The following is a 15,737-nucleotide window of genomic DNA, read 5'->3' as shown; positions in this document are numbered from 1 at the left end:
CTACCACCGTTTGTCAGGGGTCGTATCCAGCAACGGACGAAGTCGCTCGGCAATGGCTTCCCGTGCGCGAAAGATTCGCGAACGCACCGTGCCAATCGGACAATCCATGATCGAGGCAATTTCCTCATAGCTCAGCCCTTCGATCTCGCGCAGCACAATGGCTGTTTTAAGCTCTTCGGGCAGCGCCTGCATGGCTGTCTCGACCGTGTCACCAATCTGCCGGGTCATCATCAGACGTTCCGGCGTATTGATGTCACGCAATTGCTCACCGTCGTCGAAGGTTTCCGCCTCCTCCGAGTTAAATCCAGTGGTCGTCGGGGCTCTGCGACCCTGGGCGACCAAATAATTTTTTGCCGTGTTTACACCAATGCGATAAAGCCAAGTGTAAAACGCACTATCTCCCCGAAACGAAGGCAATGCCCGGTACGCCTTGATGAACGTCTCCTGGGCAACGTCCTCGACCTCGGCCGGATCGCGAATCAGACGCGATAACAAGCGCAGCAATTTTCGCTGGTACTTGGAGACGAGCAAGGCAAACGCCTGCTTGTCGCCCCGCTGTACGCGTTCGACCAGTTGTTGATCCAGTTCTCGGTCACTCATTGGATGTCGGAGTTTGCCTAGTGATGCTTGAGCGGTTAAACCGAGCAAGTATAACCACGCAGGACGCCGCCACCCAAATTCGTTTCATGAGGCAAGACCGCCAGCAAAAAAAATAGTTCAGGTAGCAGGAGGGTTTTTTAACGCGCGTTTGAGATAACGCAAGAATTTCGTCACGGATCACGCGGTTTTCGATCCGGGCCGCGAGAGTCTTTCACGCGTTTGATTGCCCGGTGATATAGTTTCGCATCAATCACCTCCCCTCTCCCGATAGTGGATTCCTTCGACGTCATCATCATCGGCAGTGGCCTTGCCGGCCAATCGCTTGCGCTGCGCCTGGCCGATCATAAAAAAGTCGCGCTGATCACAAAGCGGAGACTCACCGACAGTGCCAGCGCCTGGGCACAGGGCGGCATAGCAGCCGTCCTGGACCCTTCGGACAGTGTGACATCCCACGTCGCCGACACCTTTGACGCTGGTGCAGGCCTGTGCGATCCCAAGGCAACGCGTTTCGTCATCGAGAACAGCGCTCGTGCCATTCAGTGGCTCATCGATCGTGGCGTGCCGTTCACCCGGGATCCGGGATCCCCGACCGGCTACCATCTCACACGTGAGGGCGGCCATAGTCATCGACGCATCATTCATGCTGCCGACGCCACTGGCGCAGCGGTTCAAGAGACACTGACCGAGCAGGTCAAGGCTCATTCGAACATCACGATTCTCGAAGAACACATTGGCATCGATCTGATTGTCGGGACAAAACTCAACCGTCCCGAGCTGGGCTGCCTTGGTGCCTACGTACTTGACAAGCAATCCGGCCGGGTTCGAACCATCAGTGCCGGGCATACCGTGCTGGCGACAGGCGGCGCGGGAAAGGTGTATGTCTACACCACCAATCCGGACACAGCGACAGGTGACGGCATTGCCATGGCGTGGCGCGCCGGCTGCCGTGTCGGCAACATGGAATTCATCCAGTTCCACCCCACTTGTCTGTATCACCCGCAGGCGAAATCTTTCCTGATTTCGGAAGCCGTGCGTGGTGAAGGCGGACTGCTCAGACTCCCCAATGGCGAACGGTTCATGCCCAGGCATGACAAACGCGCCGAGCTTGCACCCCGTGACATCGTGGCGCGCGCGATTGACTTCGAAATGAAAAAACGGGGTCTCGATTGCGTATTCCTGGACATCAGCCACAAGCCCGCCAACTTTCTCGCGGAGCACTTTCCGACCATTCAGGCTCGCTGCCTCGAGCTTGGCATCGACATTGCGCAACAGCCGATCCCAGTGGTGCCCGCAGCACACTACACCTGCGGTGGTGTCGTGACCGATCTTCGCGGTCGAACGAACGTGCCAGGACTGTTCGCCGTGGGTGAAAGCACATGCACCGGCCTGCACGGCGCAAATCGGCTTGCAAGCAATTCGCTACTCGAGTGTGTTGTCTTCAGCGAAGCCATCGCTGATGAAATCAAGGCAAACGCACGGCAGTCTACGATGCCCCTGCCCGACTGGGACGAAAGTCGGGTCACCAACGCGGACGAGGAAATCGTGATCTCCCATAACTGGGAAGAGCTACGCCGTGCCATGTGGGACTATGTCGGCATCGTTCGAACAACCAAGCGCCTGCAGCGCGCCCAGCACCGCATTCGGCTACTGAGTCGCGAAATCGATGAGTACTACTCCAACTTCCGGGTAACCAACGATCTGATCGAACTGCGAAACCTGGTTGTCACCGCTGACCTGATCGTTCGTAGCGCCCTGAGAAGAAAAGAAAGTCGCGGCCTTCACTTCAGCCAGGATTACCCCGACACCCTCCCTCAGGCACGCAATACGCTCCTGAAACCCAGAGGCTAGCCTGGGGACGGCTCGCCAGAGACCACACTCAGTCAGGACACAGTCCCGTCATCGTCGCCCTGCCCAGCGGCTTCGGAATACCAGACGCACAGACGTCGATAGTCCGGCTCAGAGAGCATCGAGGGCAGCACCATCAGATAGTTTTTCGAGCTATGATCGCTCTGCCCATGCAACCAGAAGACCCCGGACAGACGCGCACTTGAGCCCGACATGCGCAATGCCTCGTCCGGCTTGAGCGGGTGGTACCAGACACCGTCCTCCGCCAGCACCAACGGAGCGGGCAACCCGCGCCAGTGCCGGATGAGCGCTGCTGCCATGGCCACCGCTAAAAGCGCAAGGACCTGACTTGCCGCTTCGGATCGAGAGATCAAAAGAAAAACCGCCCCGGCAACCAATAGACTCACAGGGAGCCACAGGTGCGAGGGCGGGTTCAGCTTGAGCTCACCGGACACGATTAGCTCGTGTGATGAGCGCAGGCTCAGATGCGGGCGATCGCCAATGTGCCGTTGGTTCCGCCAAATCCGAACGAATTCGACAGCGCAGCATGGATTTCCATCTTGCGCGCCTGATTGGGCACGAAATCAAGATCGCAAGCAGGGTCCTGCTCGACCATATTGATGGTCGGCGGCGCGATCTGATGATGAACGGCCAGCGTCGTAAAGACGGCTTCAACACCGCCCGCGGCACCGAGCAAATGCCCCGTCATCGACTTGGTCGAACTGACCGCCAGCGCTTTGGCATGATCACCAAAACAGCGTTTGACGGCCACGGTCTCGGCAACGTCGCCCAGCGGCGTCGATGTCCCGTGAGCATTGATATAGTCGAAGTCCGTCAGCGCGAGACCCGAATCCTTGATGGCGTTCGTCATGCTGCGTGCAGCACCATCGCCATCTTCGCAGGGGGCGGTCATATGGTAGGCATCGGCACTCATGCCGTAACCGATGATCTCGGCGTAGATCTTCGCCCCACGAGCCTTGGCGTGCTCATACTCTTCGAGCACGACAACGCCAGCGCCTTCACCCAGCACGAACCCGTCGCGCCCGGTATCCCAGGGACGGCTCGCCGTCGCCGGGTCATCATTGCGTGTGGAGAGCGCTTTTGCAGAGGCAAAACCGCCAATCGCCAAAGGCGTGATCGTGGACTCTGCGCCACCAGCCACCATGACGTCGGCATCACCATACTGGATCATGCGAGCCGACTCGCCAATGCAGTGTGTCGCCGTCGTACATGCCGTGACCATGGCAATGCACGGGCCCTTGAAGCCATACATGATCGACAAATGGCCGGAGATCATGTTGATGATCGTGCCCGGAATGAAGAACGGAGAGATCTTGCGCGGACCACCCCGTTTGAAATCGTCATGCGTCGCTTCGATCATCGGCAGACCGCCGATGCCCGAACCGATATTGACACCGAAACGCTCGGCGTTTTCGCCAGGCACTTCGATGCCAGCATCCTTCACGGCCTGAATGCCAGCGGCAAGACCGTAATGAATGAAGGTATCCATGCGACGCGCTTCCTTCGGTGACAGATAGTCACCGACGTTGAAGCCCTTGACCTCCCCGGCAATCTTGACGGGAAAGTCAGTGGTGTCGAAGCGCGTAACTTCAGTGATACCGGAGCGGCCATTGACAATACTGTCCCAAGCCTCCGGGATGGAATTGCCGACCGGGGATACGATACCCAGACCGGTAATAACAACTCTGCGACGGGTCAATGCTCGCTCCGGTAGTCTGATTACTTGTTCAGGTGGGCGTTGACGTAGTCAATTGCCTGCTGAACGGTGGTGATCTTCTCGGCTTCTTCATCCGGAATCTCGCACTCGAACTCTTCCTCGAGTGCCATCACGAGTTCCACGGTGTCCAGCGAATCTGCGCCCAGATCGTCCACGAACGAAGATTCGTTCTTGATTTCCGACTCGTTAACACCGAGTTGTTCCGCGACGATCTTCTTGACGCGCTGTTCGATGTTCTCCATGAAGTAACTCCTTCCCTGAAATGTGCGGGTATGTGATTAAAGCCGCCGTATTCTACCAAAAAGGCGGCGGACAGGCGGGTGTTGTTTACGCCATGTACATTCCACCGTTCACATGCAGTGTCGTGCCACTGACATACGATGCGGCGGGTGATGCCAAAAAGGCCACTGCAGCTGCAATTTCTTCAGGCTGACCAAGTCTGCCGACGGCGATCTGCCCCAGCAGGGTTTCCTTCGCAGCATCCGGCAGCGCACGGGTCATGTCGGTATCGATAAACCCGGGCGCCACACAGTTAACCGTGATATTCCGACTGCCGAGTTCGCGCGCAAGCGCACGCGTCATGCCACCGACGCCCGCCTTGGCTGCAGCGTAGTTTGCCTGCCCGGGGTTGCCGGAACTGGCGACAACCGAAGTGATATTGATGATGCGGCCGGTGCGCGCTTTCATCATCCCGCGCATGACCAGACGGGACATGCGGAACACAGCCTTCAGGTTCGTGTCGATGACCGCATCCCACTCTTCGTCCTTCATGCGCATGGCGAGGTTGTCTCGGGTAATGCCGGCGTTGTTGACCAGAATGCCAACGGCACCGTGGGCCTTTTCGATGGCAGAGACCGTCGCTTCGCATGCTTCCGGGCTGGTCACGTCAAGCGCAACACCTTCGCCTTTCAGACCGGCCTCTTTGATCCCGTCACCAATCGACGTTGCACCACTTTCCGAAGTCGCCGTGCCAACAACGAAAGCCCCCATGCTCGCAAGCTCCATTGCCACCGCGCGACCAATGCCACGCGACGCACCGGTCACCAATGCGATCTGACCTTCGAGCACTCCGCTCATACCTTGCCTCCTGCCAGTTCAATTGCCTGGGCCATCGAGTCGGCATCCGTCACCGCTGCGCCCTGCATGGTTTTCACGATTCGCTTGGTCAGACCGGAGAGAATTTTTCCAGGACCACATTCGATCACCGCCTCGACCCCCATTTCGTCCAGGGACTCGATGGTTTCGATCCAGCGCACCGGGGAGTACGCCTGTCGTACCAGCGCTTCCCGAATCAGCGCCGGATCATCACAGACCGACACATCTACGTTGTTGATGACAGGCAGTGACGGCGTCGTGATATCGATATCAGCGAGTCGCCCAGCCAGTTTTTCGGCCGCAGGCTTCATGAGCGCACAATGGAACGGGGCGCTGACTGGCAGTTTGACGGCGCGTTTCGCGCCTTGTGCCTTGGCCTCTTCCATCGCCCGCTCCACCGCGGCACTTGAACCGGCAATCACGATCTGGCCGTTCGCATTCATGTTTGCTGCGGAAACCACCTCACCCTGAGCCACTTTGGCGCATACGGCTTCGACGACTTCCACATCCAGACCAAGCAAAGCGGCCATGGCGCCCTGCCCTTCGGGCACGGCATCCTGCATGGCGGCGGCACGGAACCGAACGAGCGGTACCGCGTCTGCAAAGGCAATCGCGCCGGCCGCCACGAGCGCGGAATATTCGCCAAGACTGTGCCCAGCCACGAACGAGGGCGTCGCACCGCCCGCCTGCTGCCAGGCACGCCAGACGGCGACACCCGCGGTCAGCATCAGCGGCTGCGTATTGACGGTCAAGGCCAGGCGCTCGGCAGGCCCCTCATTGACCATCGCCCAAAGGTCTTCACCAAGAGCATCCGACGCTTCGGCAAAGGTATCGCGAATTACCGGATTGTCGCCGTAGGCGGTCATCATCCCGACGGACTGGGAGCCCTGCCCCGGGAATACCAACGCAAACTTCATGATTTCTCCTGCTATTTCGATCAGTACTCGATGAGCACCGCACCCCAGGTGAAGCCGCCACCGACGCCTTCGAGAATCACTTTCTGCCCCCGCTTGATACGTCCATCACGCACCGCAAGGTCGAGTGCGAGCGGTATCGAAGCCGCCGACGTGTTGCCATGCATTGACACAGTGGCAATGACCTTATCGGCATCAATACCGAGCTTCTTGCCCGTGGAATTGATGATGCGGATGTTGGCCTGATGGGGGATCAGCCAATCGATCTCATCCATGGAAAGGCCCGCACGATCAACCACCTCGTTGGCCACGTCCGCGAGCACCTTCACGGCAAACTTGAATACCGCCTGACCATCCATGCGCAGGAACGGATCACCCAGCACCTGGCCCGCAGCGACGGTTCCCGGAACACAGAGAATGGGCGAATGAGAGCCGTCGGCGTGAAGCGCCGATGCGAGGACACCGGGCCGATCCGAGGCTTCAAGCACGATTGCGCCTGCGCCATCACCAAACAGCACACAGGTACCCCGGTCATTCCAGTCCAGAATTCGCGAGAATGTCTCCGCACCGACCACCAGCGCGCGCTTGTGGCTCCCCGAAGCGATGAACTTTTCGGCGACCGTCAAGGCATAAGCGAATCCACTGCATACGGCCTGGACATCAAACGCTGCGCCTTCGTTACGAATGCCGAGTCGGGACTGCAACAAGGCGGCAGTGCTCGGGAAAATGAAGTCCGGCGTTGAGGTGGCGACGATGATCAAATCGATGTCGCCCGCTTCGCAGCCAGCGGCTTCAATGGCGCGCAGGGAGGCCTGCTCGGCCAGATCGCTGGCGGACACCCCTTCGGGAGCAAGGTGGCGGGCGCGAATGCCAGTGCGGGAGGAAATCCATTCGTCCGATGTTTCAATGCCGCGCGCCACCAGATCGTCGTTGGTGACCGGCTCTCCCGGCAGATAACTTCCCGTGCCTGCGATTCGCGCGTAAATCAAGCCACCTCCCCATGGACCGACATTCGGTCACTGATACGTTCAATGAGTTGATTGCCGGCGGCCTCGACTGCGCGCTCGATCGCCTTTTCGAAAGCGAAAGCGTCGGCAGAGCCATGACTTTTGACAACCACGCCGCGCAACCCGAGCAGCGCGGCGCCATTGTACTGTCGATGATCGACCCTGCGCTTGAAATGTGACAGCGCCGGCATGGCCACGAGGGCCATTAGTTTCGTCAGGAGATTACGCTTGAACTCTTCACGCAGAAAGGTCGCCAGCATCTGCGCGAGCCCCTCGGAGGTTTTCAGCGCGACATTGCCGACAAAGCCGTCACACACCACCACATCGGTCGTGCCCTTGTAAATGTCGTCACCTTCCACGTTTCCGTGGAAGTTCAGCCCACTGGTCTTGAGCAACTCGCCGGCCTGCTTGACGACATCATTCCCCTTGATGTCCTCTTCGCCGATGTTGAGCAGACCCACTGTCGGGCGCTCCTTGTGCTCGACGGCGGACACCAGCATGGCCCCCATGATGCCGAACTGCAGCAGATGCTCCGCAGAGCAATCAACATTGGCCCCAAGGTCGAGCATGTAGGTGCGCCCACGCTTGGACGGCAAGATCGTGGCGATCGCGGGGCGATCGATACCTGGCAGCGTTTTCAGCACAAAACGTGAAATGGCCATCAGCGCCCCGGTATTGCCCGCCGAGATGGCCGCTTTCGCTTCGCCGGATTTGACCAGGTTGATTGCCACACGCATGGATGAATCTTTCTTGCCGCGCAGTGCATTGGCGGGCGGTTCGTCCATCCCCACAACCTGACTGGCCATCTGGACGCGGATACGCTGCCGAACCGATGGTTCGACCTTGTCCAGCATGGGCTCGATCACGGCAGGATCGCCGACGAGAATCACGTGCGCGACGGGATCACGCTTGAGGAATGCACAAGCAGCGGGGACCGTCACGGACGGTCCATGATCGCCACCCATGCAGTCGATTGCAACGCTGAGATCCATCGACGTGGGGCCTGATTCAGAAATTAAGGACGAAAAAACGGCGCGAACGCATGACGCGCCGCGCCGTCTTGATGAGCGGAATTACTCGCCCTTGGTCTTGACGACCTTCTTGCCGCGGTAGAAACCGTTCGGGCTGATGTGGTGACGCAGGTGAACTTCACCGGTGGTCGCCTCAACCGCGATCGGAGCCGACTTCAGACCGTCGTGCGCACGGCGCATGCCACGCTTGGACGGCGATTTTTTGTTCTGCTGAACAGCCATTGTAAAAACTCCTTGGAGCAGTCAATTCTCGTTGCCTTCACCGCCTTTCAATTGCTTGAGCACGGCAAATGGCGATTCTTTCTCCGACCCAACCAACGGCCGGGGCGGCTCACATTGTTCGTGTCGCGGCGCAAACGGCAGCGCGAGCAGCACTTCGTCCTCAATCAGCGGCAACACCTCTAGGGTGCGACTCGCATGAATGGGATCGAAGTCCTCCTCATCCAGCTCCTCGTCAGGCAGCGCTTGCCCTGGCGGCACCAGAAGGAGCCGGCCATTGGCCTCGAAAGGCCAAGGCATCGCTTCCAGACAACGCTCACACCGAAGCATGAGTGTTCCGCTGGCCACGATATCGATAAAGAACTCGTCCTGATCCAGATTGCGGTCGTGAAAACCGGTGACTTCGAATTTCAAGTCACCCGAGTCTGCCACAACCTCTTTTGCCAGTCGTTCGAACCGGGCAACCGGCATTTCTCCGGTAAGCACCCTGCCCTCACGAGCAAAAGCCATGGAATCAATCGTATAGCTCTCTCGCGACATAAGCCGGGCATAATAGTATTTTCGGCATTCGGTGTCAAAACGTTCTGAGGATTCATGCAGCTGATACTTGCCTCCACCTCACCCTATCGGGCCATGTTGCTCGAGCGACTCCAGCTCCCGTTCGATACTGCCGCACCCAATATCGACGAAGCCCCCCTTGCCGGGGAGCATCCAGCCCAGACAGCCGAGCGGCTCTCTGCCGACAAGGCGCGTGTCATTGCCGCCCGTCACTCCAGCGCCCTGATCATTGGCAGCGATCAGGTGGCGTATATGGGCGCTCGGCAGTTCGGCAAACCTGGCACCGTCGAGCGCGCGATCGAGCAGCTCCGCCAGATGAGCGGACAGACGGTGACCTTCCACACAGGTCTGGCCGTCATCAATGCGCGCACCGGACACACCCAGATCCGTGGCGTTCCGACGCACGTGCGCTTCCGGTCGCTGAGCGACCAGGAAATCAGTCGCTACGTTGAACGAGAAATGCCGCTCGACTGCGCGGGCGCCGCCAAGGTCGAAAGCCTGGGCATCAGCCTGCTCGAAGCACTCTCGGGGGATGATCCGACCGCGTTGATCGGACTTCCCTTGATCGCCTTATGCGACATGCTGCGCGCCGAAGGACTCGACCTGCCATGAACAAACCGCCGAAGGGAACGCTCTACCTTGTGCCGGTTAGCCTGGGCGAAAGCCCACTTTCATACACCCTGCCCACCGGCGCCTCCGAAAAAGTCCGCGGCATCCGGCATTTCGTGGTGGAAAACGCAAAAGCGGCGCGCGCCGAACTCAAGCGCATCGAACACCCCGACCCCATCCGCGAACTCTTCCTGGAAGCGCTACCCAAACAGGCGCAAGCCACGGTGTTGCGTCAGCTACTGAAACCCGCGCTGGACGGCTTTGACATGGGCCTCATGTCTGACGCGGGGGTGCCGGCAGTCGCAGACCCGGGCGCCCTGCTTGTCCGCGAGGCGCATCAACTCGGGATTCGTGTCGTGCCGCTGGTGGGTCCTTCGTCCCTGCTGCTCAGCCTGATGGCCTCTGGACTAGATGGGCAGCACTTTGCTTTCCACGGCTATCTGCCAGTCAAGGAGCACGAGCGCAGTGGCGCCATTCGGGCACTGGAAAAAGAGTCCAGACAGAAACACCAGACGCAGCTATTCATCGAGACACCGTATCGCAACGAACAAATGCTGCAGGCGCTGATGGGCACGGTGTCGCCGGGTACGCGTCTGTGCGTCGCACGCGGCGTCACCACCTCGGATGAATGGATTCAAACCCGAACCGCCGCGGAATGGAAGAAGATGGCGTTACCGAGCCTCGACCGGATCCCGACCGTGTTCCTGATGCTGGCCGACTAAGCCTCAGCGCTCAACCGGTTCAACCAGAAAAACCTGACCATCGCGTTCCAGGACCTTGAGCGGGCGCAGTCGAGCGCCCGCGCAAGGGCCCGCGACGCAATACCCCGTGTCGGGTTCATATCGGGCACCGTGCGTCGCACACACCAGATAGCGCTGATCTGCGTCGAAGAAATCACCCTCCATCCAGTCAAGCTCGACCGGAACGTGAGCACAGGCATTGATATAGCCGAAAACTCGCCCGTCAAAGCGAATCACGAAGGCGGGCAAGGTTTCGCCATATCGCTGAATCTCGAAGCGAACACCGTTGCCGCCATCTGCCAGTACCGACGATTCGCAAATCACGCGTTCCGCTTCAACCATACGCCAAGCGCCTCCACTGAATCGACACGCGCGAGCGACGCGACGGTCTCGAGTTGAGCCACCGGATGCGCGCCGTAGGTCACACCCACCGCATGCACGCCGGCATTGGCCGCCATCTGAAGATCGTGCGTGGTATCGCCGATCATCAGCGTCCGATCGGGTTCGACCATCAATTCGTCCATTAGCTCTTCGAGCATGGCCGGGTGCGGCTTCGAAAAACACTCGTCAGCACAACGTGTCGCCTCGAAATGGGCACCCAGGCCAGAATGCGCGAGCGCGCGATCCAGCCCCTTGCGGCTTTTCCCGGTGGCCACCGCCAGCGTCCAGCCAGCGGCCGCCAGCCACTGCACGAGCGTCTCGGCGCCATCGAACAGCGACAACTCATGATCGCGCGACAGATAGTGGTGGCGATATCGCTCGACCATCTTCGGATAGTCATCAATCGCCAGTTCCGGCACCGCATGCGACAAGGCATCCTGCAAGCCGAGGCCGATCACGTGCCGGGCGCGCTCGTCTGCCGGCACTGGCAAACCCAGATCTACGCACGACGCCTGAATCGAACGAACAATGGCCCCTGCAGAATCGAGCAAGGTGCCATCCCAATCAAAAACAATCAGATCAAAGCGTTTCGCCAAAATCCTGCACCTCTTGTTCACCAACCCATTGCCTGAAGGCCACCAGTTCCGGCGGCAACGGTGCCTCGACCGAGATCAACTCGCCACTGAGCGGATGATTGAATGACAGCCGTGCCGCATGCAGAAACATCCGCTGTAGATTGGCGTCGCGCGCAAGTGCCTTGTTCAGGGAAAAATCACCGTACTTGTCGTCGCCGAGCAGCGGAAAACCGGCATGCGTGAGATGCACACGAATCTGATGGGTTCGACCGGTCTTCAGTTCAACGCCAAGTTCGCTGAACGAGGGCCATCGCCGTCTCAGCGTGACGATACTGTGCGCGACCTTACCGTCAGGCTGCACACGCACGCGCCGCTCACCCTCGGACGTCAGATATTTGAACAGGGGCTGGCGAATGTGCTGTCGCTCGTTGCGCCAGTGACCGGACACCATCGTGATGTAGTGCTTGTCGACTCGGCCTTCGCGCATCATGTCGTGCAAGGCAGCAAGGGCCGACCGTTTTTTGGCCACGATCAACAGACCCGAGGTCTCCCGGTCGAGCCGGTGCGCCAACTCGAGCAAGCGAACATCCGGGCGCTGGACCCTCAATTGTTCGATCACACCGTAACTCACACCACTGCCGCCGTGAACAGCCTGGCCGGCCGGCTTGTCAATGATGAGCAGCGCATCGTCTTCGAAGACCACAGGCAGCGGTTTACCGACGGGCACGTGCTTTTCCTCACTGGCTCGCTGACTCGTCCGGACCGGCGGAATGCGCACTGTATCCCCGGCCAGTAGGCGGTATGTTTGAGCGACACGCTTCCCGTTGACACGCACTTGACCACTTCGCAGCAGTCGGTAGATGTGGCTTTTGGGAACGCCCTTGAGCTCGCGCACGAGAAAATTGTCGATGCGCTGCCCCTCGGCTTCCGAATCGATTTCGACGTGTCTGACTTCAACGGCTTTGCTTTGCGACATGGTCCTGCCATATACTTGCGCACTGACCCGTGTCGGTACGGCGCAACGCGGCCTTGTGCGGAAAAGCCAAGTGTCGTCCAAGCGTTCAGAGCCTAAGGTTCGGCTCCCGCCAGGTCACAAGTCGCCGCTCGCAGCCAGTCAAAAAATTAAGGCTGCGATGGTAACGCAAGCAAACCCTATTTTGTTTATTTGCTATTCGCGTCCTCACGCGCAGGAATCAAAGGCTCCGGCCAGTTGGCGGGAGCTCAAGACATCGACAGCCGAACCTCGTACTAGAACCAACCGGATGAGACCCATTCTCCAAAGAATAAAACTCCTCTGACTCCGTCTCGCACGTAGGTGCGCGCGATCGTCCTGCCCGTGTGTAGAGCGCGGGAGAACGAATACATGAAGCGCATGCTTTTCAATGCGACGCAGGCCGAGGAACTCCGCGTCGCGATCGTTGATGGTCAAAAACTCATTGACCTCGACATCGAATCGGCCGCCAAAGAACAGCGCAAGAGCAACATCTACAAGGCCGTCATCACCCGCCTCGAGCCCAGCCTCGAAGCCGCCTTTGTGGATTACGGTGCTGACCGCCACGGTTTCCTGCCATTCAAGGAAATCGGCAAGACCTATCTTCAGAAAGATGGCGATGGCAGCCGCGTGCGTCCGCAAGACGTACTCAAGGAAGGTGACGAGCTCATCGTCCAGGTCGAGAAGGACGAGCGCGGCAACAAAGGCGCCGCACTGACGACCTACGTATCGCTGGCAGGCCGCTATCTGGTCCTGATGCCGAACAATCCCCGCGGCGGTGGCGTTTCCCGCCGTGTGGAAGGCGACGAACGCGCCGAGTTGCGTGAAGTCATGGATCAACTGGAAGTGCCCAAGGGCATGAGCCTGATCGCGCGCACCGCCGCCATTGGCCGTAGCGCGGAAGAACTCCAGTGGGATCTGAACTATCTGCTTCAGCTGTGGGCCGCCATTGATGGCGCCGCTCATGCCCAGGCCGGTGCGTTCCTGATCTATCAGGAGGGCAGCCTGGTCATTCGCGCAATCCGCGACTATTTCCAGCCGGACATTGGCGAGATCCTCATCGACACCGATGACATCTTCGAGCAGGCACGCCAGTTCATGGCCCACGTCATGCCGCAGAACGTCAATCGCGTGAAGCGCTATCACGACGATGTGCCGCTGTTTTCCCGCTTCCAGATCGAACATCAGATCGATGCAGCCTACTCACGTGAAGTGAGTCTGCCGTCGGGAGGCGCCATCGTGATCGACCACACCGAAGCACTGGTGTCGGTTGACGTGAACTCGGGCCGTGCCACCAAGGGCCAGGACATCGAGGACACTGCTCTGCGCACCAACGTGGAAGCTGCCGACGAAGTGGCTCGCCAGCTGCGCCTGCGCGACCTCGGTGGTCTGCTGGTGATCGACTTCATCGACATGGAGTCCAGCAAGAACCAGCGCGAGGTGGAAAACCGTCTGCGCGACGCCCTGCGCCACGACCGCGCGCGCGTCCAGATGGGCAAGATCAGTCGTTTCGGCCTGCTCGAGCTTTCCCGCCAACGCCTGCGTCCGGCCCTGGCCGAGACCAGCTACATTCCCTGCCCGCGCTGTAGCGGAACCGGCCACATTCGCAGCACCGAGTCTTCAGCGCTTCAGATCCTTCGCATCGTCGAAGAAGAGGCAATGAAAGAGAACACCGGCGCCGTGCATTGTCAGGTTCCGGTCGATGTGGCCACCTTCCTGCTCAACGAAAAGCGGGTGGACATTGCGCACATCGAACTGCGCCACAAGGTCAATATCGTCATCATCCCGAACCGCCACCTCGAGACGCCTGCCAGCGAAATCATTCGCCTGCGCCACGACCAGCTCAATCAGGATGAAACCGCGGTCCCCAGCTACCAGATGGCTGAGCAGCCGCAGCAGCCCTCATACACCGAGACGCTGCTCGAAGAGACCAAGAAGCCGGCACGCGCTGAAGCGGCCGTTCGTTCCATCGCTCCGCCGCCGATGCCGCCTCAGCCCGAGCCGCCACCCGCAGCAGCCGTTCCGACGCCGACTGTCCAGAGCGGCGGTTTCCTCGGCTGGGTCCGCCGGATCTTCGGTGCCGCACCGGTGGCTGAAGAAGAGAACAAGACGGAAGAAAAGTCCAAACCCAAGTCCGACAATCGCCGCGAGCGCAGTGATCGCAACGACAACAACCGCCGTGGCGGGCGTGGTCGCGGACGGAATAACGGCGAGCGTCGCGCGCGTGACGAGCGTCCGGAAGAAGACAAGGACGCACAGAACCCCAACCGCCGCAGTCGCGGCCGACGCGGTGCCAAAAAGGATGACGTGACAAAAGAAGCGGAAGTCGTCACCGAGACCAGCGCCATTGTCGCCGCTGCAGCCGCGGACGCAGTCGCCGACGATGAAGCAAACAAGAGCGGCAAGACCAATGGTCGTCGCCGTGGCCGTCGCGGACGTGGACGTCAGAACGCGGATGAAAACGGCAATCCGGAAGAGAAGGAAGTCGATCAGTCACTCGCCGCCGACACCGGTGAGAATGCTGAAACGAAGGCTGACGACACCGATGCCAACGATGATGGCGAGAACAACGGTGAAACCCGCAACTCGCGCTCACGCCGCCGTCGCCGTTCGCGCCAGAATCGCGATCGCGACAATGCACAGCAGCAGGACAACGACGACACCTCTGACAATGACGCAACTGATGCCTCTCCGGAGACGGCAGACCAGAACGCTGTTGCCGTGGCAGCAGCCAGTGTGGCGGCCGTCGCAAGTGTAAGCACTGACGCTGAACCGGAAGAGGCCGCATCGGAAGTGACGGAACAGGTCACCGAGACCGTTGCTCTTGCACCTGAAATGCAAGCTGACGAGCCTCCGGTTTCCGAAGGCAACACGACCGAGGTCACCGAGCCCGCAACTGCTGACAGCCCGGTTGATACCATCGTTGAGGTATCACAGCCCGAAACGATCAGCGCTGAAGCCTCGAACGCTGAGGAGAAGGCACCTGAAGCCGCTCAGGCCCAGTCTGACCTTTTCGCTGCGGCATCAAGCGATGTACCCGGTAATGAAGCCACGCCTGTCGCCGAAGCGACCGAGAGCGCTGAAGTGACTCCTGTGGTTGAAGAAAGCCCGGAAGTGGCTGCACAACCGATCGCTGAAGCACCTGTCGAAGCGGAGGTGCTTGCAGCAGCCCCGACGCCAGCCGCAGCCGAAGAACCGATCGATCTGAGCGAAGCCCTGGCGGACAGCGGACTGGTCATGATCGAAACCGATGCCGACAAAGCGGCGCCTGTTGCCGAAGTTGCTGAGCCGGTACAACTCGGGCGCCCGCGCCCGCAACGCGCGGAAACGGCCGCGGAGGGTGAACTCCAGCAGGTCGAAACACGCAAGTAAGCATGTTCCGCATACAGAAAAGCCCGCTTGATGCGGGCTTTTCTGTTCATTGCGTCAAGAAT

At 59.7% G+C, this 15,737-nt stretch carries 17 protein-coding genes; 4 read left to right on the top strand and 13 right to left on the bottom strand.

Going from position 1 to position 15,737, the window contains the following annotated elements; all coding sequences use genetic code 11:
• Positions 1-600 (bottom strand): RNA polymerase sigma factor RpoE, encoded by a 600-nt coding sequence (gene rpoE, locus J0W34_RS10210; RefSeq protein WP_227814631.1) that lies wholly within the window; start codon positions 598-600, stop codon positions 1-3.
• A gap of 267 nt (positions 601-867) precedes the next feature.
• Here rpoE and nadB point away from each other — a divergent pair, with 267 nt between their 5' ends.
• Positions 868-2,448 carry an L-aspartate oxidase gene (gene nadB, locus J0W34_RS10205; RefSeq protein WP_227815100.1) on the top strand — a complete coding sequence of 527 codons (1,581 nt, stop codon included), beginning with the start codon at positions 868-870 and terminating at the stop codon, positions 2,446-2,448.
• Between the two features lie 32 nt (positions 2,449-2,480).
• Here the strand turns inward: nadB and J0W34_RS10200 are convergent, their stop codons facing one another.
• The 9 genes from J0W34_RS10200 to J0W34_RS10160 all read right to left on the bottom strand — a co-directional run bounded on the left by J0W34_RS10200 (position 2,481) and on the right by J0W34_RS10160 (position 8,959).
• Positions 2,481-2,765 carry a hypothetical protein gene (locus J0W34_RS10200; protein WP_227814632.1) on the bottom strand — a complete coding sequence of 95 codons (285 nt, stop codon included), beginning with the start codon at positions 2,763-2,765 and terminating at the stop codon, positions 2,481-2,483.
• A gap of 161 nt (positions 2,766-2,926) precedes the next feature.
• Complete coding sequence (gene fabF / locus J0W34_RS10195) at positions 2,927-4,165, bottom strand: beta-ketoacyl-ACP synthase II (RefSeq protein ID WP_227814633.1); 1,239 nt, start codon at positions 4,163-4,165, stop codon at positions 2,927-2,929.
• Between the two features lie 20 nt (positions 4,166-4,185).
• Positions 4,186-4,425 (bottom strand): acyl carrier protein, encoded by a 240-nt coding sequence (acpP, locus tag J0W34_RS10190; protein WP_173764923.1) that lies wholly within the window; start codon positions 4,423-4,425, stop codon positions 4,186-4,188.
• 85 nt (positions 4,426-4,510) lie between these two features.
• A complete protein-coding gene (gene fabG, locus J0W34_RS10185; RefSeq protein WP_230971576.1) occupies positions 4,511-5,260 on the bottom strand; it encodes a 3-oxoacyl-ACP reductase FabG in 750 nt (249 codons plus the stop codon).
• A complete protein-coding gene (fabD, locus tag J0W34_RS10180) occupies positions 5,257-6,195 on the bottom strand; it encodes an ACP S-malonyltransferase (protein WP_331001539.1) in 939 nt (312 codons plus the stop codon). The genes fabG and fabD overlap by 4 nt, the downstream gene beginning before the upstream one ends.
• A 20-nt stretch (positions 6,196-6,215) precedes the next feature.
• Complete coding sequence (locus tag J0W34_RS10175) at positions 6,216-7,181, bottom strand: beta-ketoacyl-ACP synthase III (RefSeq protein WP_227814635.1); 966 nt, start codon at positions 7,179-7,181, stop codon at positions 6,216-6,218.
• Positions 7,178-8,191, bottom strand: a complete 1,014-nt coding sequence (gene plsX, locus J0W34_RS10170; RefSeq protein WP_227814636.1) for a phosphate acyltransferase PlsX — start codon at positions 8,189-8,191, stop codon at positions 7,178-7,180. The genes J0W34_RS10175 and plsX overlap by 4 nt, the downstream gene beginning before the upstream one ends.
• 81 nt (positions 8,192-8,272) lie before the next feature.
• Positions 8,273-8,452, bottom strand: a complete 180-nt coding sequence (gene rpmF / locus J0W34_RS10165) for a 50S ribosomal protein L32 (RefSeq protein WP_227814637.1) — start codon at positions 8,450-8,452, stop codon at positions 8,273-8,275.
• A gap of 21 nt (positions 8,453-8,473) precedes the next feature.
• Positions 8,474-8,959, bottom strand: a complete 486-nt coding sequence (locus J0W34_RS10160) for a YceD family protein (protein ID WP_227814638.1) — start codon at positions 8,957-8,959, stop codon at positions 8,474-8,476.
• Positions 8,960-9,043: 84 nt separating this feature from the next.
• On the opposite strand from J0W34_RS10160, the gene J0W34_RS10155 reads away from it, so the two are divergent.
• On the top strand, positions 9,044-9,619 hold the full coding sequence (locus J0W34_RS10155) for a Maf family protein (protein WP_230971575.1): 576 nt from the start codon (positions 9,044-9,046) through the stop codon (positions 9,617-9,619).
• Positions 9,616-10,338 carry an SAM-dependent methyltransferase gene (locus J0W34_RS10150; RefSeq protein ID WP_230971574.1) on the top strand — a complete coding sequence of 241 codons (723 nt, stop codon included), beginning with the start codon at positions 9,616-9,618 and terminating at the stop codon, positions 10,336-10,338. The genes J0W34_RS10155 and J0W34_RS10150 overlap by 4 nt, the downstream gene beginning before the upstream one ends.
• A 3-nt stretch (positions 10,339-10,341) precedes the next feature.
• On the opposite strand, the gene J0W34_RS10145 is transcribed toward J0W34_RS10150, so the two are convergent.
• From J0W34_RS10145 to J0W34_RS10135, 3 genes are read right to left on the bottom strand one after another with little or no spacing between them, the layout of a single operon-like run.
• Positions 10,342-10,698, bottom strand: a complete 357-nt coding sequence (locus J0W34_RS10145; RefSeq protein ID WP_230971573.1) for a Rieske (2Fe-2S) protein — start codon at positions 10,696-10,698, stop codon at positions 10,342-10,344.
• Complete coding sequence (locus J0W34_RS10140) at positions 10,677-11,333, bottom strand: HAD-IA family hydrolase (protein ID WP_227814642.1); 657 nt, start codon at positions 11,331-11,333, stop codon at positions 10,677-10,679. The genes J0W34_RS10145 and J0W34_RS10140 overlap by 22 nt, the downstream gene beginning before the upstream one ends.
• A complete protein-coding gene (locus J0W34_RS10135; RefSeq protein ID WP_230971661.1) occupies positions 11,317-12,288 on the bottom strand; it encodes an RluA family pseudouridine synthase in 972 nt (323 codons plus the stop codon). Before J0W34_RS10135 ends, J0W34_RS10140 begins: the two co-directional genes overlap by 17 nt.
• Before the next feature lie 387 nt (positions 12,289-12,675).
• On the opposite strand from J0W34_RS10135, the gene J0W34_RS10130 reads away from it, so the two are divergent.
• Positions 12,676-15,675: an Rne/Rng family ribonuclease gene (locus tag J0W34_RS10130; RefSeq protein ID WP_230971572.1), complete on the top strand. Its 3,000-nt coding sequence runs from the start codon at positions 12,676-12,678 to the stop codon at positions 15,673-15,675.
• Positions 15,676-15,737: the final 62 nt, after the last annotated feature.

The sequence above is a fragment of the Nitrogeniibacter aestuarii genome (assembly GCF_017309585.1).
Lineage (GTDB): Bacteria > Pseudomonadota > Gammaproteobacteria > Burkholderiales > Rhodocyclaceae > Nitrogeniibacter > Nitrogeniibacter aestuarii.
The sequence above is the reverse complement of the archived record's forward strand: the minus strand, read 5'-3'. Positions and strand labels throughout refer to the sequence as shown.

Excerpts from the sequence above, each read along its gene's own strand:
- rpoE (WP_227814631.1), bottom strand. The coding sequence starts at position 600 with ATGAGTGACCGAGAACTGGATCAACAACTGGTCGAACGCGTACAGCGG.
- J0W34_RS10200 (WP_227814632.1), bottom strand. The coding sequence starts at position 2,765 with ATGGCAGCAGCGCTCATCCGGCACTGGCGCGGGTTGCCCGCTCCGTTG.
- acpP (WP_173764923.1), bottom strand. The coding sequence starts at position 4,425 with ATGGAGAACATCGAACAGCGCGTCAAGAAGATCGTCGCGGAACAACTC.
- fabG (WP_230971576.1), bottom strand. The coding sequence starts at position 5,260 with ATGAGCGGAGTGCTCGAAGGTCAGATCGCATTGGTGACCGGTGCGTCG.
- fabD (WP_331001539.1), bottom strand. The coding sequence starts at position 6,195 with ATGAAGTTTGCGTTGGTATTCCCGGGGCAGGGCTCCCAGTCCGTCGGG.
- plsX (WP_227814636.1), bottom strand. The coding sequence starts at position 8,191 with ATGGATCTCAGCGTTGCAATCGACTGCATGGGTGGCGATCATGGACCG.
- rpmF (WP_227814637.1), bottom strand. The coding sequence starts at position 8,452 with ATGGCTGTTCAGCAGAACAAAAAATCGCCGTCCAAGCGTGGCATGCGC.
- J0W34_RS10160 (WP_227814638.1), bottom strand. The coding sequence starts at position 8,959 with ATGGCTTTTGCTCGTGAGGGCAGGGTGCTTACCGGAGAAATGCCGGTT.
- J0W34_RS10155 (WP_230971575.1), top strand. The coding sequence starts at position 9,044 with ATGCAGCTGATACTTGCCTCCACCTCACCCTATCGGGCCATGTTGCTC.
- J0W34_RS10150 (WP_230971574.1), top strand. The coding sequence starts at position 9,616 with ATGAACAAACCGCCGAAGGGAACGCTCTACCTTGTGCCGGTTAGCCTG.
- J0W34_RS10145 (WP_230971573.1), bottom strand. The coding sequence starts at position 10,698 with ATGGTTGAAGCGGAACGCGTGATTTGCGAATCGTCGGTACTGGCAGAT.
- J0W34_RS10135 (WP_230971661.1), bottom strand. The coding sequence starts at position 12,288 with ATGTCGCAAAGCAAAGCCGTTGAAGTCAGACACGTCGAAATCGATTCG.
- J0W34_RS10130 (WP_230971572.1), top strand. The coding sequence starts at position 12,676 with ATGAAGCGCATGCTTTTCAATGCGACGCAGGCCGAGGAACTCCGCGTC.